This is a genomic window from Pseudoalteromonas sp. NFXS53 (assembly GCF_056629255.1).
The window spans coordinates 39,432-56,110 of the sequence record NZ_JBWVBR010000011.1 but is presented as its reverse complement, the minus strand read 5'-3'; the positions used below and the strand labels follow the sequence as shown (position 1 = coordinate 56,110).

The window sequence follows — 16,679 nt, the reverse complement described above, 5'->3', positions numbered from 1 at the left end:
AAACGATTAACGAGCTAACATTAGCTCAAGTCGAGAACCAACACGCTCTGCAATATCAGCAAGCTCACCTACCCACTCAATGATCTTGTATAAGAACATTACATCAACAGGGTTAAGTTCACCTTCGATAGCACGAAGCTCTTGGCGGATCTTGATTTGCATTTCATCCGTGTCTTGCTCAATTGAGTCCAACTTTTCAAGCATGCTTTCAACCAGAGTTACTTCACGACCACGGAATCCAGTTTCCAATAGTTCGTCAAACTCATTGATGGCTTTAGAGGCTTGTTTAGTTGCATCGACACAACGTTCAAGATAAGCAATGAAGTCATTTTGGATAGTTTGAGGGATCACCATTTCACGACCAACAACGCGACCTGCGATGTCTTTCGCTTTATTCGCAATTTTATCTTGCTGAGTGATCAACTCTAATAAATCGGTGCGCTCTACAGGCATAAATAAACCACGAGGTAAGTGTAATCTTACTTCACGCTTTAAAACGTCTGCTTCACGTTCAAGGTTACGGATGTCAACACGAAGTGCTTCGGCTTCTTTCCATTCAGATTTGAATACATGATTAAAAAACGGTACTAAAGAACTGCTAGCTTTATGTACGATTTTAATGTGTTCTTCTATTGGCTTAATAGGAGACTTAGCAAATACTCCTAAAAACGCATTAGTAGGCATAACTGACCCTTAAATCATATTAATATGCTTTGCGGGGTGAATTTTACAGCATTAGCCGACGTTGTGAACGGATTTTTGTCCGAAATGCTAATTTATACCAATTCTCATTAATACTTAAACACTTTTAGGGACTAAAGTTGTCACTAACCGCGTTAAAAATTTCTCATTTAGAACAACTAAATATCAAAATTTTCGCCTTGCCTATATGGACATAGGTACCTCAGCGATAGCAGGACGCGTGAGCGGTGTTATCGAGCAACTTTCCTTGCCTCAAAGTAGCTTACATTATTACAAGAATTGGTATAAGCCACGCTGAATCATAAAAATTCAGCGCAGAGAGGCATATATTTTTTACAGCGTTTTCGCGATATCTTCTTGAGATGTATGACGAATATCTTTACCGTTCACAAAATAAATGACGTATTCAGCGATGTTCTGACAACGGTCACCAATGCGCTCTAATGAACGTACTGACCAGATTAAATCCATAATTTTAGGAATAGAACGCGGGTCTTCCATCATGTACGTCATAATTTGGCGCGTCAGCGCTTCATATTCGCGGTCAACTTTTGCGTCTTCTTTATGCACTTCAAAAGCACTTTGCGCATCCATACGGGCAAAAGCATCTAGCACATCGTGCAACATCTTCGACACTTGGCGACCCATATTCTCTAAGTTCACCAATAAGTCTTGCTGATCTTTAGTAAATGAATCTAGTGCAACACGTGCGATACGCTCTGCTTCATCACCAATACGCTCAAGGTCAGCAATCGTTTTAGCAATCGCAACCACTAGACGTAAGTCACTTGCTGCAGGCTGACGCTTGGCAATGATGCGTGTACATTCTTCGTCAATGTTTACTTCCATGGCATTAACTTTGTAGTCGTTCTCGCTGACTTTACGTGCTTTTTCAGCATCGTTGTCGTTGATCGCATCAAGTGCAAGGTTTAATTGCTCTTCAACCAAACCACCCATGCTTAATACGTGGTTACGAACATTTTCTAGCTCTTCGTTAAAGCGGCCAGAGATATGCTTGTTTAAATTGTTTTCCATGATTTATTCCTCTCGCTCGCTATTAACCGTAACGACCCGTGATGTAGTCTTCCGTCTTCTTCTTAGAAGGCGTTGTGAATAGCGTGTTTGTGTCAGCGTATTCGATCAGTTCACCCATGTACATGAATGCCGTTTGGTCAGAAACACGTGCAGCCTGTTGCATGTTGTGCGTAACAATCACAACCGTATACTTCTCTTTCAAGTCGTTGATCAGCTCTTCGATTACCAAAGTTGAAATCGGGTCAAGTGCCGATGTTGGTTCGTCTAGCAGTAATACTTCAGGTTCGATTGCAATTGAACGGGCAATCACTAGACGCTGCTGCTGACCACCCGATAAACCAAACGCACTGTCATGAAGACGGTCTTTAACTTCGTCCCATAACGCTGCACCACGTAATGAGCGCTCAACCACTTCATCTAGTTTACGCTTGTCTTTAATACCTTGTAGGCGTAGGCCGTATACCACATTCTCATAAATTGATTTAGGGAATGGATTTGGTCTTTGGAATACCATACCTACGTTACGGCGAAGTGCCGCAACGTCTACGCTCTTGTCATAGATATTCTGGCCATGAAGGTTAATCTCACCTTCGATGCGACAAATATCGACTAAGTCATTCATGCGGTTAATACAACGTAATAGTGTTGATTTACCACAACCCGATGGACCGATAAACGCCGTTACCTGACCCTTAGGGATTTTCATATTGATTTTGCTAAGCGCTTGCTTGTCACCATAGTAAAGATCTAGGTCTTTGATCTCTAACGCGGTTTGCTCTTCGCTCAAATTAGCTAAATCTAATTTAACTTGATTTGTGTTATTCACTTCAGGAGCTACTGTAATCATTTCTAAAATACCTAGTTATATACTTTACTATTAATGTTCAAGAGAACGGAACTTTTCACGTAAATGGTTACGAATACCAATCGCGGTAATATTCAGTGCGATGATAACGCTGACCAGTAAGAATGCGGTTGCGTAAACCAATGGACGCGCTGCTTCAACGTTCGGGCTTTGGAAGCCTACATCATAGATGTGGAAACCTAAGTGCATGAACTTACGATCTAAGTGAACAAACGGGAAGTTACCATCAATCGGTAACGTCGGTGCCATTTTCACAACACCTACTAGCATAAGTGGCGCAACCTCACCTGCAGCACGTGCTACAGCCAAGATTAAACCTGTCATAATTGCCGGACTTGCCATTGGTACAATAATGCGCCATAGCGTTTCAGCTTTTGTCGCGCCCAGTGCCAATGAACCATGGCGTACTGAACTTGGAATACGTGATAAACCTTCTTCAGTCGAAACAATAACCACAGGTAGCGTTAAGATTGCTAAAGTTAATGCTGACCAAATTACACCTGGCGTACCAAATACAGGGCTTGGGGCAGCTTCTGGGTAGAACAATTGGTCAATTGAACCACCTAACATATAAACGAAGAAACCTAGACCGAATACACCGTAAACAATAGAAGGTACACCTGCTAAGTTGATTACCGCGATACGGATCATCTTAGTCACAGCGTTCTTAGCCGCGTACTCGTGTAAGTAAATTGCTGCAACTACACCAAATGGTGTCACAATCACTGCCATCAACATAACCATGAAAACAGTACCAAAGATTGCAGGGAATACACCGCCTTCAGTATTCGCTTCACGCGGATCGTCTGAGATAAATTTACCTGACTGAACAAAGAAGTGACCTAATTTTGCAAAAAAGCCCATGTCATTCGGGAACCACAAGTCTAATACCTGATAGATAGGTAAAGTTACTAGCTCACCACGCATGTCACGTACAACCACTTGGTCACGCTTCGCTTTCTTACGAAGTTCAAATAAGCGCGCTTCTAATACTTTGTATTCAGCACGAAGTTCTGCACGTTGTGACTCTAAATCAGCCAGCACTTCATCCGTTAGGGCATTATCAAGTGCGTATTTCTTTTCTTTTAAACGAAGGCGCTCAAGCTCATAGTTAATGTGACCAATGTCACCGTTTTGTAGATCAAGTGCTTCTTCATTTAAATCTACAGCACGCTCAACCAGTTCAACTAAACGATCTTTAGGCGCATTCGTAACTTCTTTACCGTCTTCGATTACACGCTCTACATAGCCATAGAAGTTACCGTTTTTACTACGCTCAAATACCGCCATCGCTTCAGGCTTAGTTTGAGATTGGATGTCTGTTGTGAGTATCCAACGGAAATCTAGGTCTACATATTCACGGTTACCCGTTTTTACCAAGATACGTTCAATATACTCATCTTGGTATGCCGATAAATCATAGCCTGCTGCTTCAAGGCGAGATTTAGGCACCATCTCACGGTCATAAATCTCACCAATCACTGTTTGCTTAGGCACTGAGCCTTCAAGCTTTAACTCAACCACTTCTGATGGCCAGAAGAAGCTTAGACCTTTCCACGCGATCATCGCTAATAAACCGATAACCGAGATTAAACTGATGCTAACTGCACCACCTGTCATCCAGATCCAAGGAGATCCTGACTTAAACCATTGCTTTACCATGTCATGAAACTCCGATAATTACATTGAGCTGTATTTTTCACGTAGACGCTGACGAACAAATTCAGCGAGCGTGTTAAATACAAAGGTAAAAATAAACAACACAAATGCAGCAAGGAATAGAATACGGTAGTGAGAACTACCCACTTCTGATTCAGGCATTTCAACCGCGATGTTCGCCGCTAAAGTACGCATACCTTGGAAGATACTCCAGTCCATAATTGGCGTATTACCGGTTGCCATTAATACAATCATTGTCTCACCTACTGCGCGACCTAAGCCCATCATGACCGCAGAAAAGATACCTGGGCTTGCTGTTAGTAACACAACATAAACAAGGGTTTGCCACTGCGTCGCACCTAGTGCTAATGAACCATTTGATAAGTGCTTAGGTACACTGAATACCGCATCTTCTGCGATTGAGAAAATAGTCGGGATAACCGCAAAGCCCATCGCAATACCCACAACCAATGAGTTACGTTGGTCAAATGTTAGACCTAGCTCATTCGTTAAATACTGTCGTACATTGCCATCAAATACCCACAGTTCGATTTGACCACTGATTGCGAATGACAACCAACCGATAAATAACACCACAGGAATAAGTAAAATTGAATGCCAACCATCTGGAATTAGATGACGAATACTCGCTGGCAGCTTAGTCCAACCAAATGCGGTCGCGATTACCGCCACTGGCAGTAAAGTCACCAGTGCAATCACTGCTGGAAGATGCGTTTCAATTAATGGCGCTAACCAAAGACCCGCTAAGAAACCAAGGATAACGGTTGGTAATGCTTCCATAATTTCAACGGTTGGTTTAACCACACGACGCAATTCACCCGACATAAAGTAGGCTGTGTAAATCGCTGCTGAAATTGCAATTGGTACAGCAAATAGCATGGCATACATCGCCGCTTTAATCGTACCGAATGAAATTGGCACTAAAGAGAACTTAGATTCAAAGTCATCAGACGCTGACGTTGACTGCCAAGTGTATGCAGGCTCTGGATAGCCTTCGTACCACACTTCATTCCAAAGTGCTGACCAAGTTACTTCTGGGTGCTCGTTGTGCACTTCAAATACAGAAAGCGTGTTATTCGATAAAGATAAAACCGCGTTTGATCGAGGTGATACCGCAAATGTATCAATGGCTTGCTCACTGATTTTACCGCGCCATAATTCAGCTTCACTGGTGGTGTAGTACACGCCTAAGTCGCCCGATGATGTCGTCGTGAAAAAGGTGCGGCGGTAGTATTCAGTATAAATGTCTAGTTTATTCGTTTTTTCAGTTTCAAATGCACGAATTTTGGCAAACTGACGGCCATTATCTTCGGTGTTTACTTCAAACCACTGAGACACTTCACCGTTATCGTTTGCCAGCATCAATGAGTTTGCACCAGCGAGTAATGTCGCGCTCACTAGGTTTGCATTTTCTTCGTTCGCTGCTAGTACTTGGAACTGCTCAACTTCAGCTGGGTCACGCGTATCAAAGATATAAATTTTATTCGCACTACGAACAAATACGCGAGACGTATCAGGTGAAATCAGTAACTCATTTACTCGGCCATCAATGTCTAGCTCTGTGCGCTCAATTAGCCACTCAACTTCACCAGTAAACATATTTTCTTCAGGTGTGAATGCAGCAAATACCACACGCTTATCTTCAGTTACTGCAACTGCTGCTGCTTTATCTTCATAATAACTAAAGGCAAACTTAGCAATCGCCTGTTCTTGTTCATCTACCAATAATTGCTCACCATCTAATGGATAACCAATACGTGGGGTGATCAAGCGCTCATTACCAGGGAAAGTCACTAAGAAGCTCGGTTTAACCAGCTTAATTTCACCATTATCTAAACCGTATGCATATAGGCCTAAAAATGGCGCACTTTTCGCGAATGTCGTGATATTTCCATCAAGTTCAACATCTAGGCTTTTCATTAATTGCCCTGAGTTATCTCCTTTTATGTGGTAAAAGTCGACACTCCCAGAATCTTCTAATAGATAAGCAATCTCTGTTTGCTCTTCAACACCGATACCGACATAGTTTTTCTCTGAAGATAAACTGACATCAGTACGTTTCTCTACTTTTGCTGACTCTAAGATTGGCTCAACGACATATAGTAGATAGAAGAAGATCAACAGCAATGCCACAAGTACCATTACCCCGCCTGCGGTAATACTGTATTGTGCAAAGCGATCTTTAAATAAACGGCGCTTGTCCGTTTTAAAAGATTTTTGCTGTGCTGAGGTAGACATTAAAACACCTTATTATCTTTGAATTGTGCGTATTATATTTCATCAAGATGACAGTATTGTTACACAAAAAGGACTTTAAGCGCTGAAAGTATGAACTTTTATTAACACATAAAAGTCAGAAAAATGTCTATAAATCGTAGTGTTAACATAACAATCATGCCGATTTTCTGGACAAGCAAAAAAACTAAACTAATCTTAAACTGCGATGCATCGATTAATGTAAGGATATGTTGAACAATGCTCGCTCGTTTCCACTTCACCACACGGTGATTAAAATAATAAGAGACATTGATATGAAGCAGTTAGTTTTAACAATAATAGGTAAGGACCGGCCGGGTCTCGTTGATGAAATCTCAGCAACCATCCTAGAACACCATGGTAACTGGATGACCAGTAACCTCAGCCATTTAGCTGGCCAATTTGCAGGTATCATTCAAGTTGGCGTAGCAGAGGAGCACCTTCAAGAAATACAATCAGCACTAAATGCATTACCAGGCTTAGAAGTACGCATTGAGTCTGGCGATACTGATGTTGCAGTTCAGACACCTGAAACACTTAATTTAGTGATTACAGGCAATGACAGACCGGGGATTGTCAAAGAGCTTTCAAGTGTTATTCGTCATAAGGGCGCAAACATTACCCACTTAAATTCTCGTCAGCGCAGCGCACCAAATTGGGGAGTGCCAATTTTCAGTGCATTTGCCACGGTCACTTTACCTGCTGGCATGCACAAAGATAATGTGATTGAAGCACTTGAATCGATCACCAGCGATCTAGTCGTTGATATCGAAAGTGAATAAAAATTAAATTATATGACAGGCTGAGGAATAAGCCTGTCATATAAGTGTCACAAAAACCCCATATATTTTGTGTTGTACCTTTGATTACCTATGGATAGATCATGCACTCTGTACCTCACTCCTCAACAACTATTAGTTACTTTGCCAAAGAATTGAGCTGGCTTTCGTTCAATGAACGCGTACTTCAAGAAGCCAAAGATCAAAATAATCCACTTATCGAGCGACTGCGTTTTTTAGGTATTTTCTCAAATAATCTAGATGAATTTTTTAGGGTGAGAGTTGCTGATTTAAAAAGAAAAATTTTATTAAACAGTCTATCCGACGCCCACTTTGACGCAGACGAAGAGTTATTAAACCAAGTTAACAAAAAGGTCTTGTCACTCGGTAAAAAATTTAATCAGATCCACCATCAACTACTCGCTGATCTCGACAAACAAAACATCCATATCCAACAGCCTGCCGATTTATCTGGCTTTCACAAAGACTGGTTAGAAGACTTTTTCAAAGACCAAGTTTTGCAGCATATGTCGCCTATGCTACTCACTGAATCTAAAGATTACTCAAGCAACATCAATGATGCGATGACTTATCTTTTTATCCATATGCAAGGCGAAAAGTCACAATTCGCATTATTAGAAATTCCCACTGACAGGCTAGATCGTTTTGTCATTTTACCTTCTGAAAAAAGCCGTCGTCATAAAACCATTGTCATGCTTGATGATGTAGTCGAATTTTATTTAGCTGAGGTTTTCAAAAGCTTTGTGAAGTTTGACAGTATTGAAGGCTATTCAATCAAAATGACCCGTGATGCTGAGTACAATTTAGATAATGAGATTGAAGAAGGCTTACTCGATAAAATGTCGAAAGGCCTGAAGCAGCGTCTTTATGCTGAGCCGGTGCGTATGGTCTATGATCAAGCTATGCCTGATGAGATGCTAAAGGTACTAAAAAAGCGTCTTGGTGCAAGCCAGCAAGATGCGCTCATCCCAGGTGGTCGTTATCGTAATTTTAGAGACTTTATTTCCTTTCCAAATGTTGGCCGTAAGCACTTAGAAAATAAGCCGTTGAAACCACTCACTAGTAGTGCTTTTGCAAAGCACGACAGTGTCTTTAAGGCCATCTCAGAGCAAGATATTTTACTTTATTACCCTTACCATACGTTCAACCATATGCTCGAGTATGTAAGACAGGCTGCCTATGATCCTAAGGTCACTCAAATTAAAATTAATATTTACCGTGTAGCCTCCCGCTCTAGACTAGTGTCGTCGTTAATTAATGCCGCTAAAAATGGTAAGAAAGTCACCGTCATGGTCGAACTAAAAGCGCGCTTTGATGAACAAAACAACATTGAATGGGCTAAGTTACTCAGCGAAGCAGGTATTAAGGTACTGGTTGGTTTGCCGGCATTGAAAGTTCACAGTAAGCTTTGTGTAATTCACCGAAAAGAAAAGGGCAAGATTGTAAAATATGCCCACATAGGTACGGGCAATTTCCACGAAAAGACAGCGCGAATTTACACTGATTTCAGCCTATTCACCAAACACAACGAAATCTGTGATGAATGTGATGAAGTCTTCAGATTCATCGAAACCAGCTATCACCCATTTACTTTTAAACACCTACAAATTTCACCATTAAATGCCAGAGAGCGTATTTGTCAGGGCATAGAGAATGAAATTTCAGCTGCTAAGAATGGTAAATTTGCACAAATCACCATAAAAGTGAATAATCTAGTCGACAAACAGCTCATTGATTTGCTCTACAGTGCTGCTCGACAGGGTGTAAAAATTCGTATTATTGTTCGTGGCATGTGTGCACTAGTCCCCGGATTACCGAAATTTAGCGATAACATCTCAGTTATCAGTATCGTTGATCGTTTTTTAGAACACCCTCGGGTAATGGTGTTTGAAAACCAAGGCGATCAGCAGGTTTATATTTCTTCAGCTGACTGGATGACGCGAAATTTAGATCACCGTGTTGAGGCCGGTGTGCCTATTTACGATCAGCACTTAAAGCAGTTAATCATCAATATTTTAGAGCTACAATTTAAAGATTGCTGTAAAGCAAGAGTCATAGATGTCGAACAACAAAATAAATACGTTGCCCGTGGTAACCGTAAAAAAGTACGTTCGCAAATTGCCATCTATGATCTCTTGAGTAAATGGGAACACAATTATGCACAACACACCTGAGCCTGCGAGTTTTGCAGCGCTCGATTTAGGCTCTAATAGCTTTCATTTAGTCATCGCCCGCAAAGTTGAGGGCAGACTACAAATTCTTCATAAAGAAAAGCATCGCGTGCATTTAGCTGCTGGTCTTAATGAAGAATTTGAACTCTCAGAAGAGGCCATTGAACGTGCCATGCTGGCTTTTAAGCAACTGGCACAAACTCTACAGGGGTTTGACCCTGCCAATGTCGAAGTTGTCGCGACTTACACGCTTAGAAACATTAAAAATCTAAAGCACTTCTTGCAACAAGCGCAAGTAAACTTTCCTTTTAATATCAATGTGATATCAGGACAAGAAGAAGCGCGTTTAATTTACCAAGGCGTTGCAAACTATGTGCATGGTAAAGATAACCGCTTGGTCATTGATATTGGTGGTGGCAGTACTGAACTCGTCATAGGTCAACACTTTGAAGCCTTGCAGCTAACAAGTCGTGATATCGGATGTGCCAATATCACCAAGGCATTTTTTAGCTCAGGCAAGCTCAGTAAAGGGTCATTCAAAAAAGCCGAAATAGCCGCACGACAAGCACTTGAGCCCATCTCTCCCCGCTATCGCAAGACTGGCTGGAAACAAAGCTATGGTACATCAGGCACTATCAAAGCCTTAATCGGTATTGCACAAGCACAATTCGACAGTGAATACTTAACACTGCCTATTTTAGAAGACATCAAATCGCTGCTCATTTCCCAAGGCAGTATTGAACAGCTTGATATAAAAGGGTTAAACCCTGAACGCCATACTAATATCGCTGGCGGCTTAAGTATTGTCATTGCCGCCTTTAAAGAGCTTAAATTAGAGCGGTTAGAATACTGTGATTATGCACTGCGTGAAGGCGTTTTGCATGAAATGCTAAACTATGATGAGTTTGACTTAAGAGTGCGCACCATCATCGCGCTCGGTCAGCACTACAACATAGACACCGCCCATGCAGATAACGTATTTGATACCGTTAAACATTTATTTTCACAATGCAAAAAAGTCTGGGGTTTAAAGCAAAAAGACCTTCTACAGCTCCAGTGGGCTGCACAATTACATGAAGTAGGTTTGTCAATTAACTCATCTGGTATTCAAAAGCACAGTGCGTATATCGTGATGAATACGGCCCTACCTGGCTTCACGCAGCAGCAACAAAGTGTATTAAGTGCTTTGATCCGTTTTCATCGTAAAAAGATCAAACTTCCAGAGCTCGAACACTTTAATATTTTATGTTCAGAGACCTTTGCGAAGCTCTTAACGCTATTCAGACTGGCCGTGTTAGTTAATAGAACTCGTCAATTAACCGATTTGTCTCGCCCTACTTTGTATGTAGAAGACAATAAATGTACGGTACTGTTTGATGCGCAACTGCCTGAAGAACAAGCTTTACTTTACGCAGATCTAGAACAGGAACAGCTCTATCTTGACTCAATTGGGATCGAGCTTGCTTTTGTCGTCGGAGAGTAATGGTAAGAATAAAGCTATAAGTTAAACATTAAAAAGGCTGCGTATGCAGCCTTTTTAAATAAGAATTTATTCAGAAGGCATACTTATTGTAATGACACCACTGCGAAAATCTCATCAGCATATTCACGACTTTGTGCAACTAAATCATAAATATTGCTAATAGGTGTTGCCGGTCTTACGGCTGCTAATACAGCTTCAGCTTCTTGCCAGTTATTTTGCTCCACGGCAATCGCTACTTTTAATGCTCCACCAAGTAAGCCTTTGTAATTCAACAGTGCACCACTTAAATTACTATCAAGTGAGAATTCAGAAATGATGGTGCTTAACTCCATATCAAGCACAGCGCCTAAAATCGACATAAGTCCGATCAGATACCCCTGCTCTGCCATTTCTTCACCGCCGGGCGCTAGAAACAACGCCATAAAGCGTGCACGCATTAAGCCATACTTAGTTAATTCTGCTGGCTTATCAACTCCCAACTCACTGAGTGCTAAAACTCGAACAAATTGCCTTAGGGCATCTTCCCCTAGATAAACAACCGCTTGAGAAATCGTCTTCATCTCTAACTTTTCAAGACCGGAGCGAGCATTTACCAACTTCAACACCCTAGCCGTTAGACTCAAGTCTTTAGAGATTTTTTTCTCGATATCTTTAAAACACAGGTTCGGCTGCGCCGTTGACTTTAATAAATCAAACACCACCAGCTTAGAAGGCTCAACATTACCGTGTGTCAACATTTCTGGTTTAGCAAAAAAGTAGCCCTGAAAATAATCAACCCCGGCACTTTTCAAATATTCAAATTCTTCGTAGGTTTCAATTCGCTCAACTACAATTTTTACTTTTGGATATAAACGCTTTAACTTCTTAACCATCATAGTGGTTTTAAGAATAGGCTGTTCAAGCTCCAATTTAATGTAGGACATATGAGGTAAAAGCGGCTCCCATCGTGAGTCGGCATCATAATCGTCCAGCGCAAAGCGGTAATGCTGTTTACGTAGTAATTTAACGGTTTCAAGTAACTGCTGAATATTCTGCGAACGCTCAACAATTTCAAGCACTAAGTTTTCAGGTTTTAATAGTCGAGGGATCTCTTGCAATAACGTGGTATCAGAAAGATTAATAAACGCACAATGATTGGCAACAAGTTTTTCTTTGCCAACCAAAATAAGTGAGTTAAAAAACATTCGCCCAGTAGCCTGCTCGTCACTTACCCCGACAGGGAAAGCATTATTTTGCGAATCTCGATAAAGCAATTCATAAGCAAATATTTGCTTTGTCGAATCGAGAATTGCCTGCCTAGCAATGTACTGAGTCGCGGGTTTTGTCATAGATAGTGTAAACCTGATAATGTAATTCTAGCTCTAAAACTCTGAGAATTAATTAAAAATTCTGTCGCATTTTTTAACATTACGCCAGCACAAGAGGATGAGCAAACAAAAAACCTTTCTTTTAATCATAATAATTTATTCCCATCCCTTTTACCTAATAAATTTTAAACGGTTTTAAAAAACAACCTGCAACCAAAATGGCAAAAAAAGTGAGCTGTGCCAAACTTTAAAACACCATGACCACGTAAACAGATTCAAAACAGATCCGTTTACTTTCTATTTAGGCGAAAGGATAAGCTTTATGGAGCTCAATACGCTCGAATCTTTTTTCCATACTATGTATATGCCCCACGGGCATTGCTATTTATGGCAAGCGCATTTGCTTTGGAGTAATGTACTTGCTGATGCGCTCATCGCCGCGGCTTACTTTTCTATCCCAATTGCTATTATGATCATGGCCAAAAAGCGCCCAGAGCTTGGTCAACATTGGCTTGCTTGGTTATTTTCTGCCTTCATATTACTCTGTGGTCTCACCCATCTCATCGGTATTTTTGCTGTTTGGCATGGCATATATGGAATTCAAGCAATCAGTAAAATTGCGACTGCAATTGTCTCAATGATCACAGCCATCTATCTTTTTCGGCTGCTTCCTGAAGCGCTCAGCCTCGCAACCCCACAAGAAGTTAAAGGGTTTAAATCAAGACTGAGCGCTTTCACCAGAGAAACCGCTTCTTTAAAAACCAAGTTAAGTCAACATGAACTGACAAGTTTCACACTTGAAGCACTTCCTGCAAGTGCATTGCTACTTGATGAAAAGTTAAACATCCTATCTGGAAATCCACACTTTTTGAAAGAGTTGAAGTACTCCGAAAATGAAGATGTGAGCAATCAACCTTTAAACGCATTCTTTACATCACAAGATCCTTTTTATACCTATGAAGCAATACAGAATGAAATCGCCAACACACCCGATTTTAGTCGCTCTTTAATCTGTACGATGCGAGCAAGTGATGGTCAATTGATCCCTATGGAAATTAATTTAAAACGTAGCCAGTTCAAAGACGAGACCTTGATACTCGCTGCTTTTAATAACCTTTCAGCGCTTCGTCTAACCGAATCAGAGTTAAAAGAGTCTAACCAGCAGATGCAACGTGCAGTGAATGCTACGGAGGACGGTATTTGGGAGTGGAATGTGCAAAGTAATGAAGTCAATTACTCCCCTAAATTACTTGAGATGATTGGCCATGGACACGAGCAAACCGGTAAATTTGAAATGTGGCTAGAACACATTCACCCCAAGTATATTGAGCGTGTTAATAAAGCTTTAGAAACCCATTTTAAAACCAAAGAACAATATAAAGTTGAGTATCTAGGTAAAGACAAAAATGATACCTACAGCTGGTTTCTCGCCATAGGAAATAGCACCTTTGATGAGCAGGGTAACCCCACTGTTATGTCTGGCGCACTTCGTAATATTGAAACTGAAAAACAGTTAAGAATAGAAATAGCTGAAAAAGAAGACATTTTACATGCCATCTACAATGGTACAGAGCAAGCTATTTGGCTGGTTAAAGCGACACACGATGACTTCGTTTTCTTGGAGTTCAACCAAACTGCGTGTCAACGTGCTGGGATTTCTTATCAACAGGTTATTGGTAAACGGCTAACCCAACTTAAAGGGGGAATTTTTACGCCTGAAAATATTGAGCATATTAAGCAAAAATACACTCAGTGCACACACGCTAAGGCGCCCACCGAATATACCGAGAGTTTTAGCTCTGACGGGAAAACTTACTGGTATCAAACCACCCTTTACCCGCTCATTGATAAGCAAGAAGGTACAGTTAAAATTGTAGGTACAGCAATCGATGTAACACATCGTAAACTCATAGAGTCTGAGCTGCAAAAGAGTCAGCACTTTTTAGAAAAAATGATCGACTCTACTGTCTGTGGTTTGTATCTTTACGACCTCAAGAAGCTGCAAAATACCCGTATTAACCAACGCTATACCGATCTAATTGGCTACACATTAGAAGAGCTACAACAACAAGACTTAAGCAAACTTTTTCATCCCGATGAAGCTGAAGAAGTGTTTGCGCATATTCAAACTGTCATTCAAAAGCCTGAAGGCCACTTAACCCCAATGACTTATCGGTTTAAACATAAAGCCGGACATTGGATATGGTGCTATTCGTTTGACACCGTATTGACCTATGATGAACAAGGTAATCCTGATTTAATGTTAGGTACCTTCATTGATATCACAGAGCAAACAACGCTTCTCAATGAACTAAAAACATCTAATGAGAGCTTAGAAAGATTCGCTTTTATTGCCTCCCATGATTTACAAGAGCCACTGAGAAAAATTGCCTCATTCTCATCAAGTTTAGCTACGCGATTAAATACTACTTTGAAAGCCGATCCCGATGCAGAATTTGAATTTTCACGTTTGCTGAGCGCCACAGAGAGAATGCGTAACATGATCCAAGATCTATTAAAGCTCTCTCGATTAACGACTCGAAAAGTCAACAAAACGCCAAATAGTCTCAAGTTATTGGTGTCTGACATCAGTGAACAATTGTCTCTGCCCATTGAAGATGCAAAGGCTGAAATAGTCATTGATGGCAACAACTGCAAACTCAATGTGGATTACTCCTTAATGCTTCAGGTATTCCAAAACCTCATTACCAATAGCATCAAATTTAAGCACCCTGAGCGTCCGCCCCAAATAGCGATAGGCTGCTATACTGATCAAAATAGCTTAGTTATTACGTATAAAGACAATGGTATTGGTATCCAGCCCGAATTTCGCACGCAAATATTTGAGCCATTTCAAAGAGTATTTGCCAATCAATATGAAGGCAGTGGTATAGGTTTATCTTTAGTCAAAAAAATTGTTGAATTACACGATGGATATATCGAGTGTATTGATAGTACCGAAGAAGGGGCTACCTTCTTAATACACTTGCCGATGGAGGGTTAATGATGAATGAAATAGTGCTCGTTGAAGATGATCCCGATGATATTTACCTTTTCCGCCAAGCATGTGCGAAATCGGTAAACTCTCCAAAAGTAAAAGTATTAAATAGCGGTAAAGCACTCCTAGAAGAGGCCTGTACGGCATCAAATAAAAATAGAGTTTACTTGCTCGACCTCAATATGCCAGAAATGTCGGGGCTAGAGGCGCTTGGTCATTTAAATAAATGTGAACAGCTTAATGAAATGATAGTGGTCTGCTATAGCACTTCTGACAGCCCATCTGATATTCACCAAGCCTACCAACTCGGTGCCAAATCATTTTTAAGTAAACCCAGCTCAATCAATGAATTGACTGAAATGATAAACACCATTTCACGCTATTGGTTTAAGTACAACAAAATAGGGAGTGTTGAAGTATGAGTACTTGGTTGATTTATCTACTCGAAGATAATGAAGATGATGTTTATTTTGTGAAAAAGCTGCTCAGTGAAGTGCAGACTAGACAGAAATACAAAATATGTGCATTTGCCGATTTAAGCTCATTGACTAGAGCCCTCACCCAAGCCCTACCTGATACCCTGTTAATAGATTTAAATGTGCCTGATAGCATGGGACTAGATACTCTGGTCAATGTAAAGCGTATTGCCAAAGGTATTCCCATCATAGTGCTAACAGGTGTTTCCGAAGAACTTTATGGTGAGCAAGCTATTCAGCTCGGCGCACAAGATTATATTCCTAAACACGAACTCTCTGGCACTCTACTCAACCGCACTATCATGTTTTCTAAAGAGCGACATGATATGCAAAAGAATTTAGAGGATCTAGTGTCGCTAGATAGGTTAACCATGCTGCATAACCGCGGGGCGTTTGATCAGCATTTACTAGAAACATTCAGTGAGGCTCAGCGACACAACCATACTTTTGGCATCTTATTTATTGATTTAGATAACTTTAAACCTGTTAACGACGAACTTGGCCACCAAGCAGGAGACAAACTACTTAAACTCATTGCATCTAAACTCAAGCTGTTCAAACGTACTGCCGATTTTGTTGCCCGCTACGGAGGTGATGAATTTGTGATTATAGCGCACCACATAGATAGCCTAGATAACTTGTTAAAGTTAGCAAACTACAAGTATCAGTTACTCGCAGACTCCTATTGTTTAGAAGACCAAAACGGGGCATTAAAAGCAGTTGATTTAGATGTCAGTATTGGCGCAGTCCTCTACCCCGCTCATGCGGATAGCACCCAAGAGTTGCTAAGTCGTGCTGACAAAGCCATGTATCATGCTAAAGAAAACAAACTACCCTTATATATTCCTGAAATAGATTAATGCCTTCCTTTGCAAATACTGCGCGCTCACGCATCGTGCAGTCATC

General features: G+C 40.9%; 12 protein-coding genes. 6 read left to right on the top strand and 6 right to left on the bottom strand.

What is annotated here, in order from left to right; genetic code table 11:
* Nucleotides 1-6 precede the first annotated feature (6 nt).
* From AC1HJP_RS12830 to AC1HJP_RS12810, 5 genes are all read right to left on the bottom strand, one after another.
* Nucleotides 7-684, bottom strand: a complete 678-nt coding sequence (locus tag AC1HJP_RS12830) for a TIGR00153 family protein (RefSeq protein ID WP_138560716.1) — start codon at nucleotides 682-684, stop codon at nucleotides 7-9.
* A 351-nt stretch (nucleotides 685-1,035) separates the two neighbouring features.
* A complete protein-coding gene (phoU, locus tag AC1HJP_RS12825) occupies nucleotides 1,036-1,737 on the bottom strand; it encodes a phosphate signaling complex protein PhoU (RefSeq protein ID WP_058028772.1) in 702 nt (233 codons plus the stop codon).
* Nucleotides 1,738-1,759: 22 nt separating this feature from the next.
* A complete protein-coding gene (pstB, locus tag AC1HJP_RS12820) occupies nucleotides 1,760-2,584 on the bottom strand; it encodes a phosphate ABC transporter ATP-binding protein PstB (protein ID WP_058028771.1) in 825 nt (274 codons plus the stop codon).
* Nucleotides 2,585-2,614: 30 nt separating this feature from the next.
* Entirely contained in the window at nucleotides 2,615-4,264 is a 1,650-nt protein-coding gene (gene pstA / locus AC1HJP_RS12815) for a phosphate ABC transporter permease PstA (RefSeq protein WP_480362167.1), read from the bottom strand.
* Nucleotides 4,265-4,282: 18 nt separating this feature from the next.
* Nucleotides 4,283-6,520 (bottom strand): ABC transporter permease subunit, encoded by a 2,238-nt coding sequence (locus AC1HJP_RS12810; RefSeq protein ID WP_480362166.1) that lies wholly within the window; start codon nucleotides 6,518-6,520, stop codon nucleotides 4,283-4,285.
* Nucleotides 6,521-6,813: 293 nt separating this feature from the next.
* On the opposite strand from AC1HJP_RS12810, the gene AC1HJP_RS12805 reads away from it, so the two are divergent.
* The 3 genes from AC1HJP_RS12805 to AC1HJP_RS12795 all read left to right on the top strand — a co-directional run bounded on the left by AC1HJP_RS12805 (nucleotide 6,814) and on the right by AC1HJP_RS12795 (nucleotide 10,992).
* On the top strand, nucleotides 6,814-7,320 hold the full coding sequence (locus AC1HJP_RS12805) for a glycine cleavage system transcriptional repressor (protein ID WP_480362165.1): 507 nt from the start codon (nucleotides 6,814-6,816) through the stop codon (nucleotides 7,318-7,320).
* 101 nt (nucleotides 7,321-7,421) lie between these two features.
* Nucleotides 7,422-9,512 (top strand): polyphosphate kinase 1, encoded by a 2,091-nt coding sequence (gene ppk1 / locus AC1HJP_RS12800; RefSeq protein ID WP_480362164.1) that lies wholly within the window; start codon nucleotides 7,422-7,424, stop codon nucleotides 9,510-9,512.
* Nucleotides 9,496-10,992, top strand: coding sequence for a Ppx/GppA phosphatase family protein (locus tag AC1HJP_RS12795; protein ID WP_480362163.1), 1,497 nt, complete (start codon nucleotides 9,496-9,498; stop codon nucleotides 10,990-10,992). The genes ppk1 and AC1HJP_RS12795 overlap by 17 nt, the downstream gene beginning before the upstream one ends.
* Nucleotides 10,993-11,075: 83 nt before the next feature.
* On the opposite strand, the gene AC1HJP_RS12790 is transcribed toward AC1HJP_RS12795, so the two are convergent.
* Nucleotides 11,076-12,320, bottom strand: coding sequence for an EAL and HDOD domain-containing protein (locus AC1HJP_RS12790; RefSeq protein ID WP_480362162.1), 1,245 nt, complete (start codon nucleotides 12,318-12,320; stop codon nucleotides 11,076-11,078).
* Nucleotides 12,321-12,621: 301 nt separating this feature from the next.
* Here AC1HJP_RS12790 and AC1HJP_RS12785 point away from each other — a divergent pair, with 301 nt between their 5' ends.
* The 3 genes from AC1HJP_RS12785 to AC1HJP_RS12775 are packed head-to-tail and all read left to right on the top strand — an operon-like array spanning nucleotide 12,622 to nucleotide 16,633.
* A complete protein-coding gene (locus AC1HJP_RS12785; RefSeq protein ID WP_480362161.1) occupies nucleotides 12,622-15,303 on the top strand; it encodes a PAS domain-containing sensor histidine kinase in 2,682 nt (893 codons plus the stop codon).
* The gene (locus tag AC1HJP_RS12780; RefSeq protein WP_480362160.1) at nucleotides 15,303-15,719 is read left to right on the top strand and encodes a response regulator; all 417 of its coding nucleotides are present in this window, start codon (nucleotides 15,303-15,305) and stop codon (nucleotides 15,717-15,719) included. Before AC1HJP_RS12785 ends, AC1HJP_RS12780 begins: the two co-directional genes overlap by 1 nt.
* On the top strand, nucleotides 15,716-16,633 hold the full coding sequence (locus tag AC1HJP_RS12775; RefSeq protein WP_480362159.1) for a GGDEF domain-containing protein: 918 nt from the start codon (nucleotides 15,716-15,718) through the stop codon (nucleotides 16,631-16,633). The genes AC1HJP_RS12780 and AC1HJP_RS12775 overlap by 4 nt, the downstream gene beginning before the upstream one ends.
* Nucleotides 16,634-16,679: the final 46 nt, after the last annotated feature.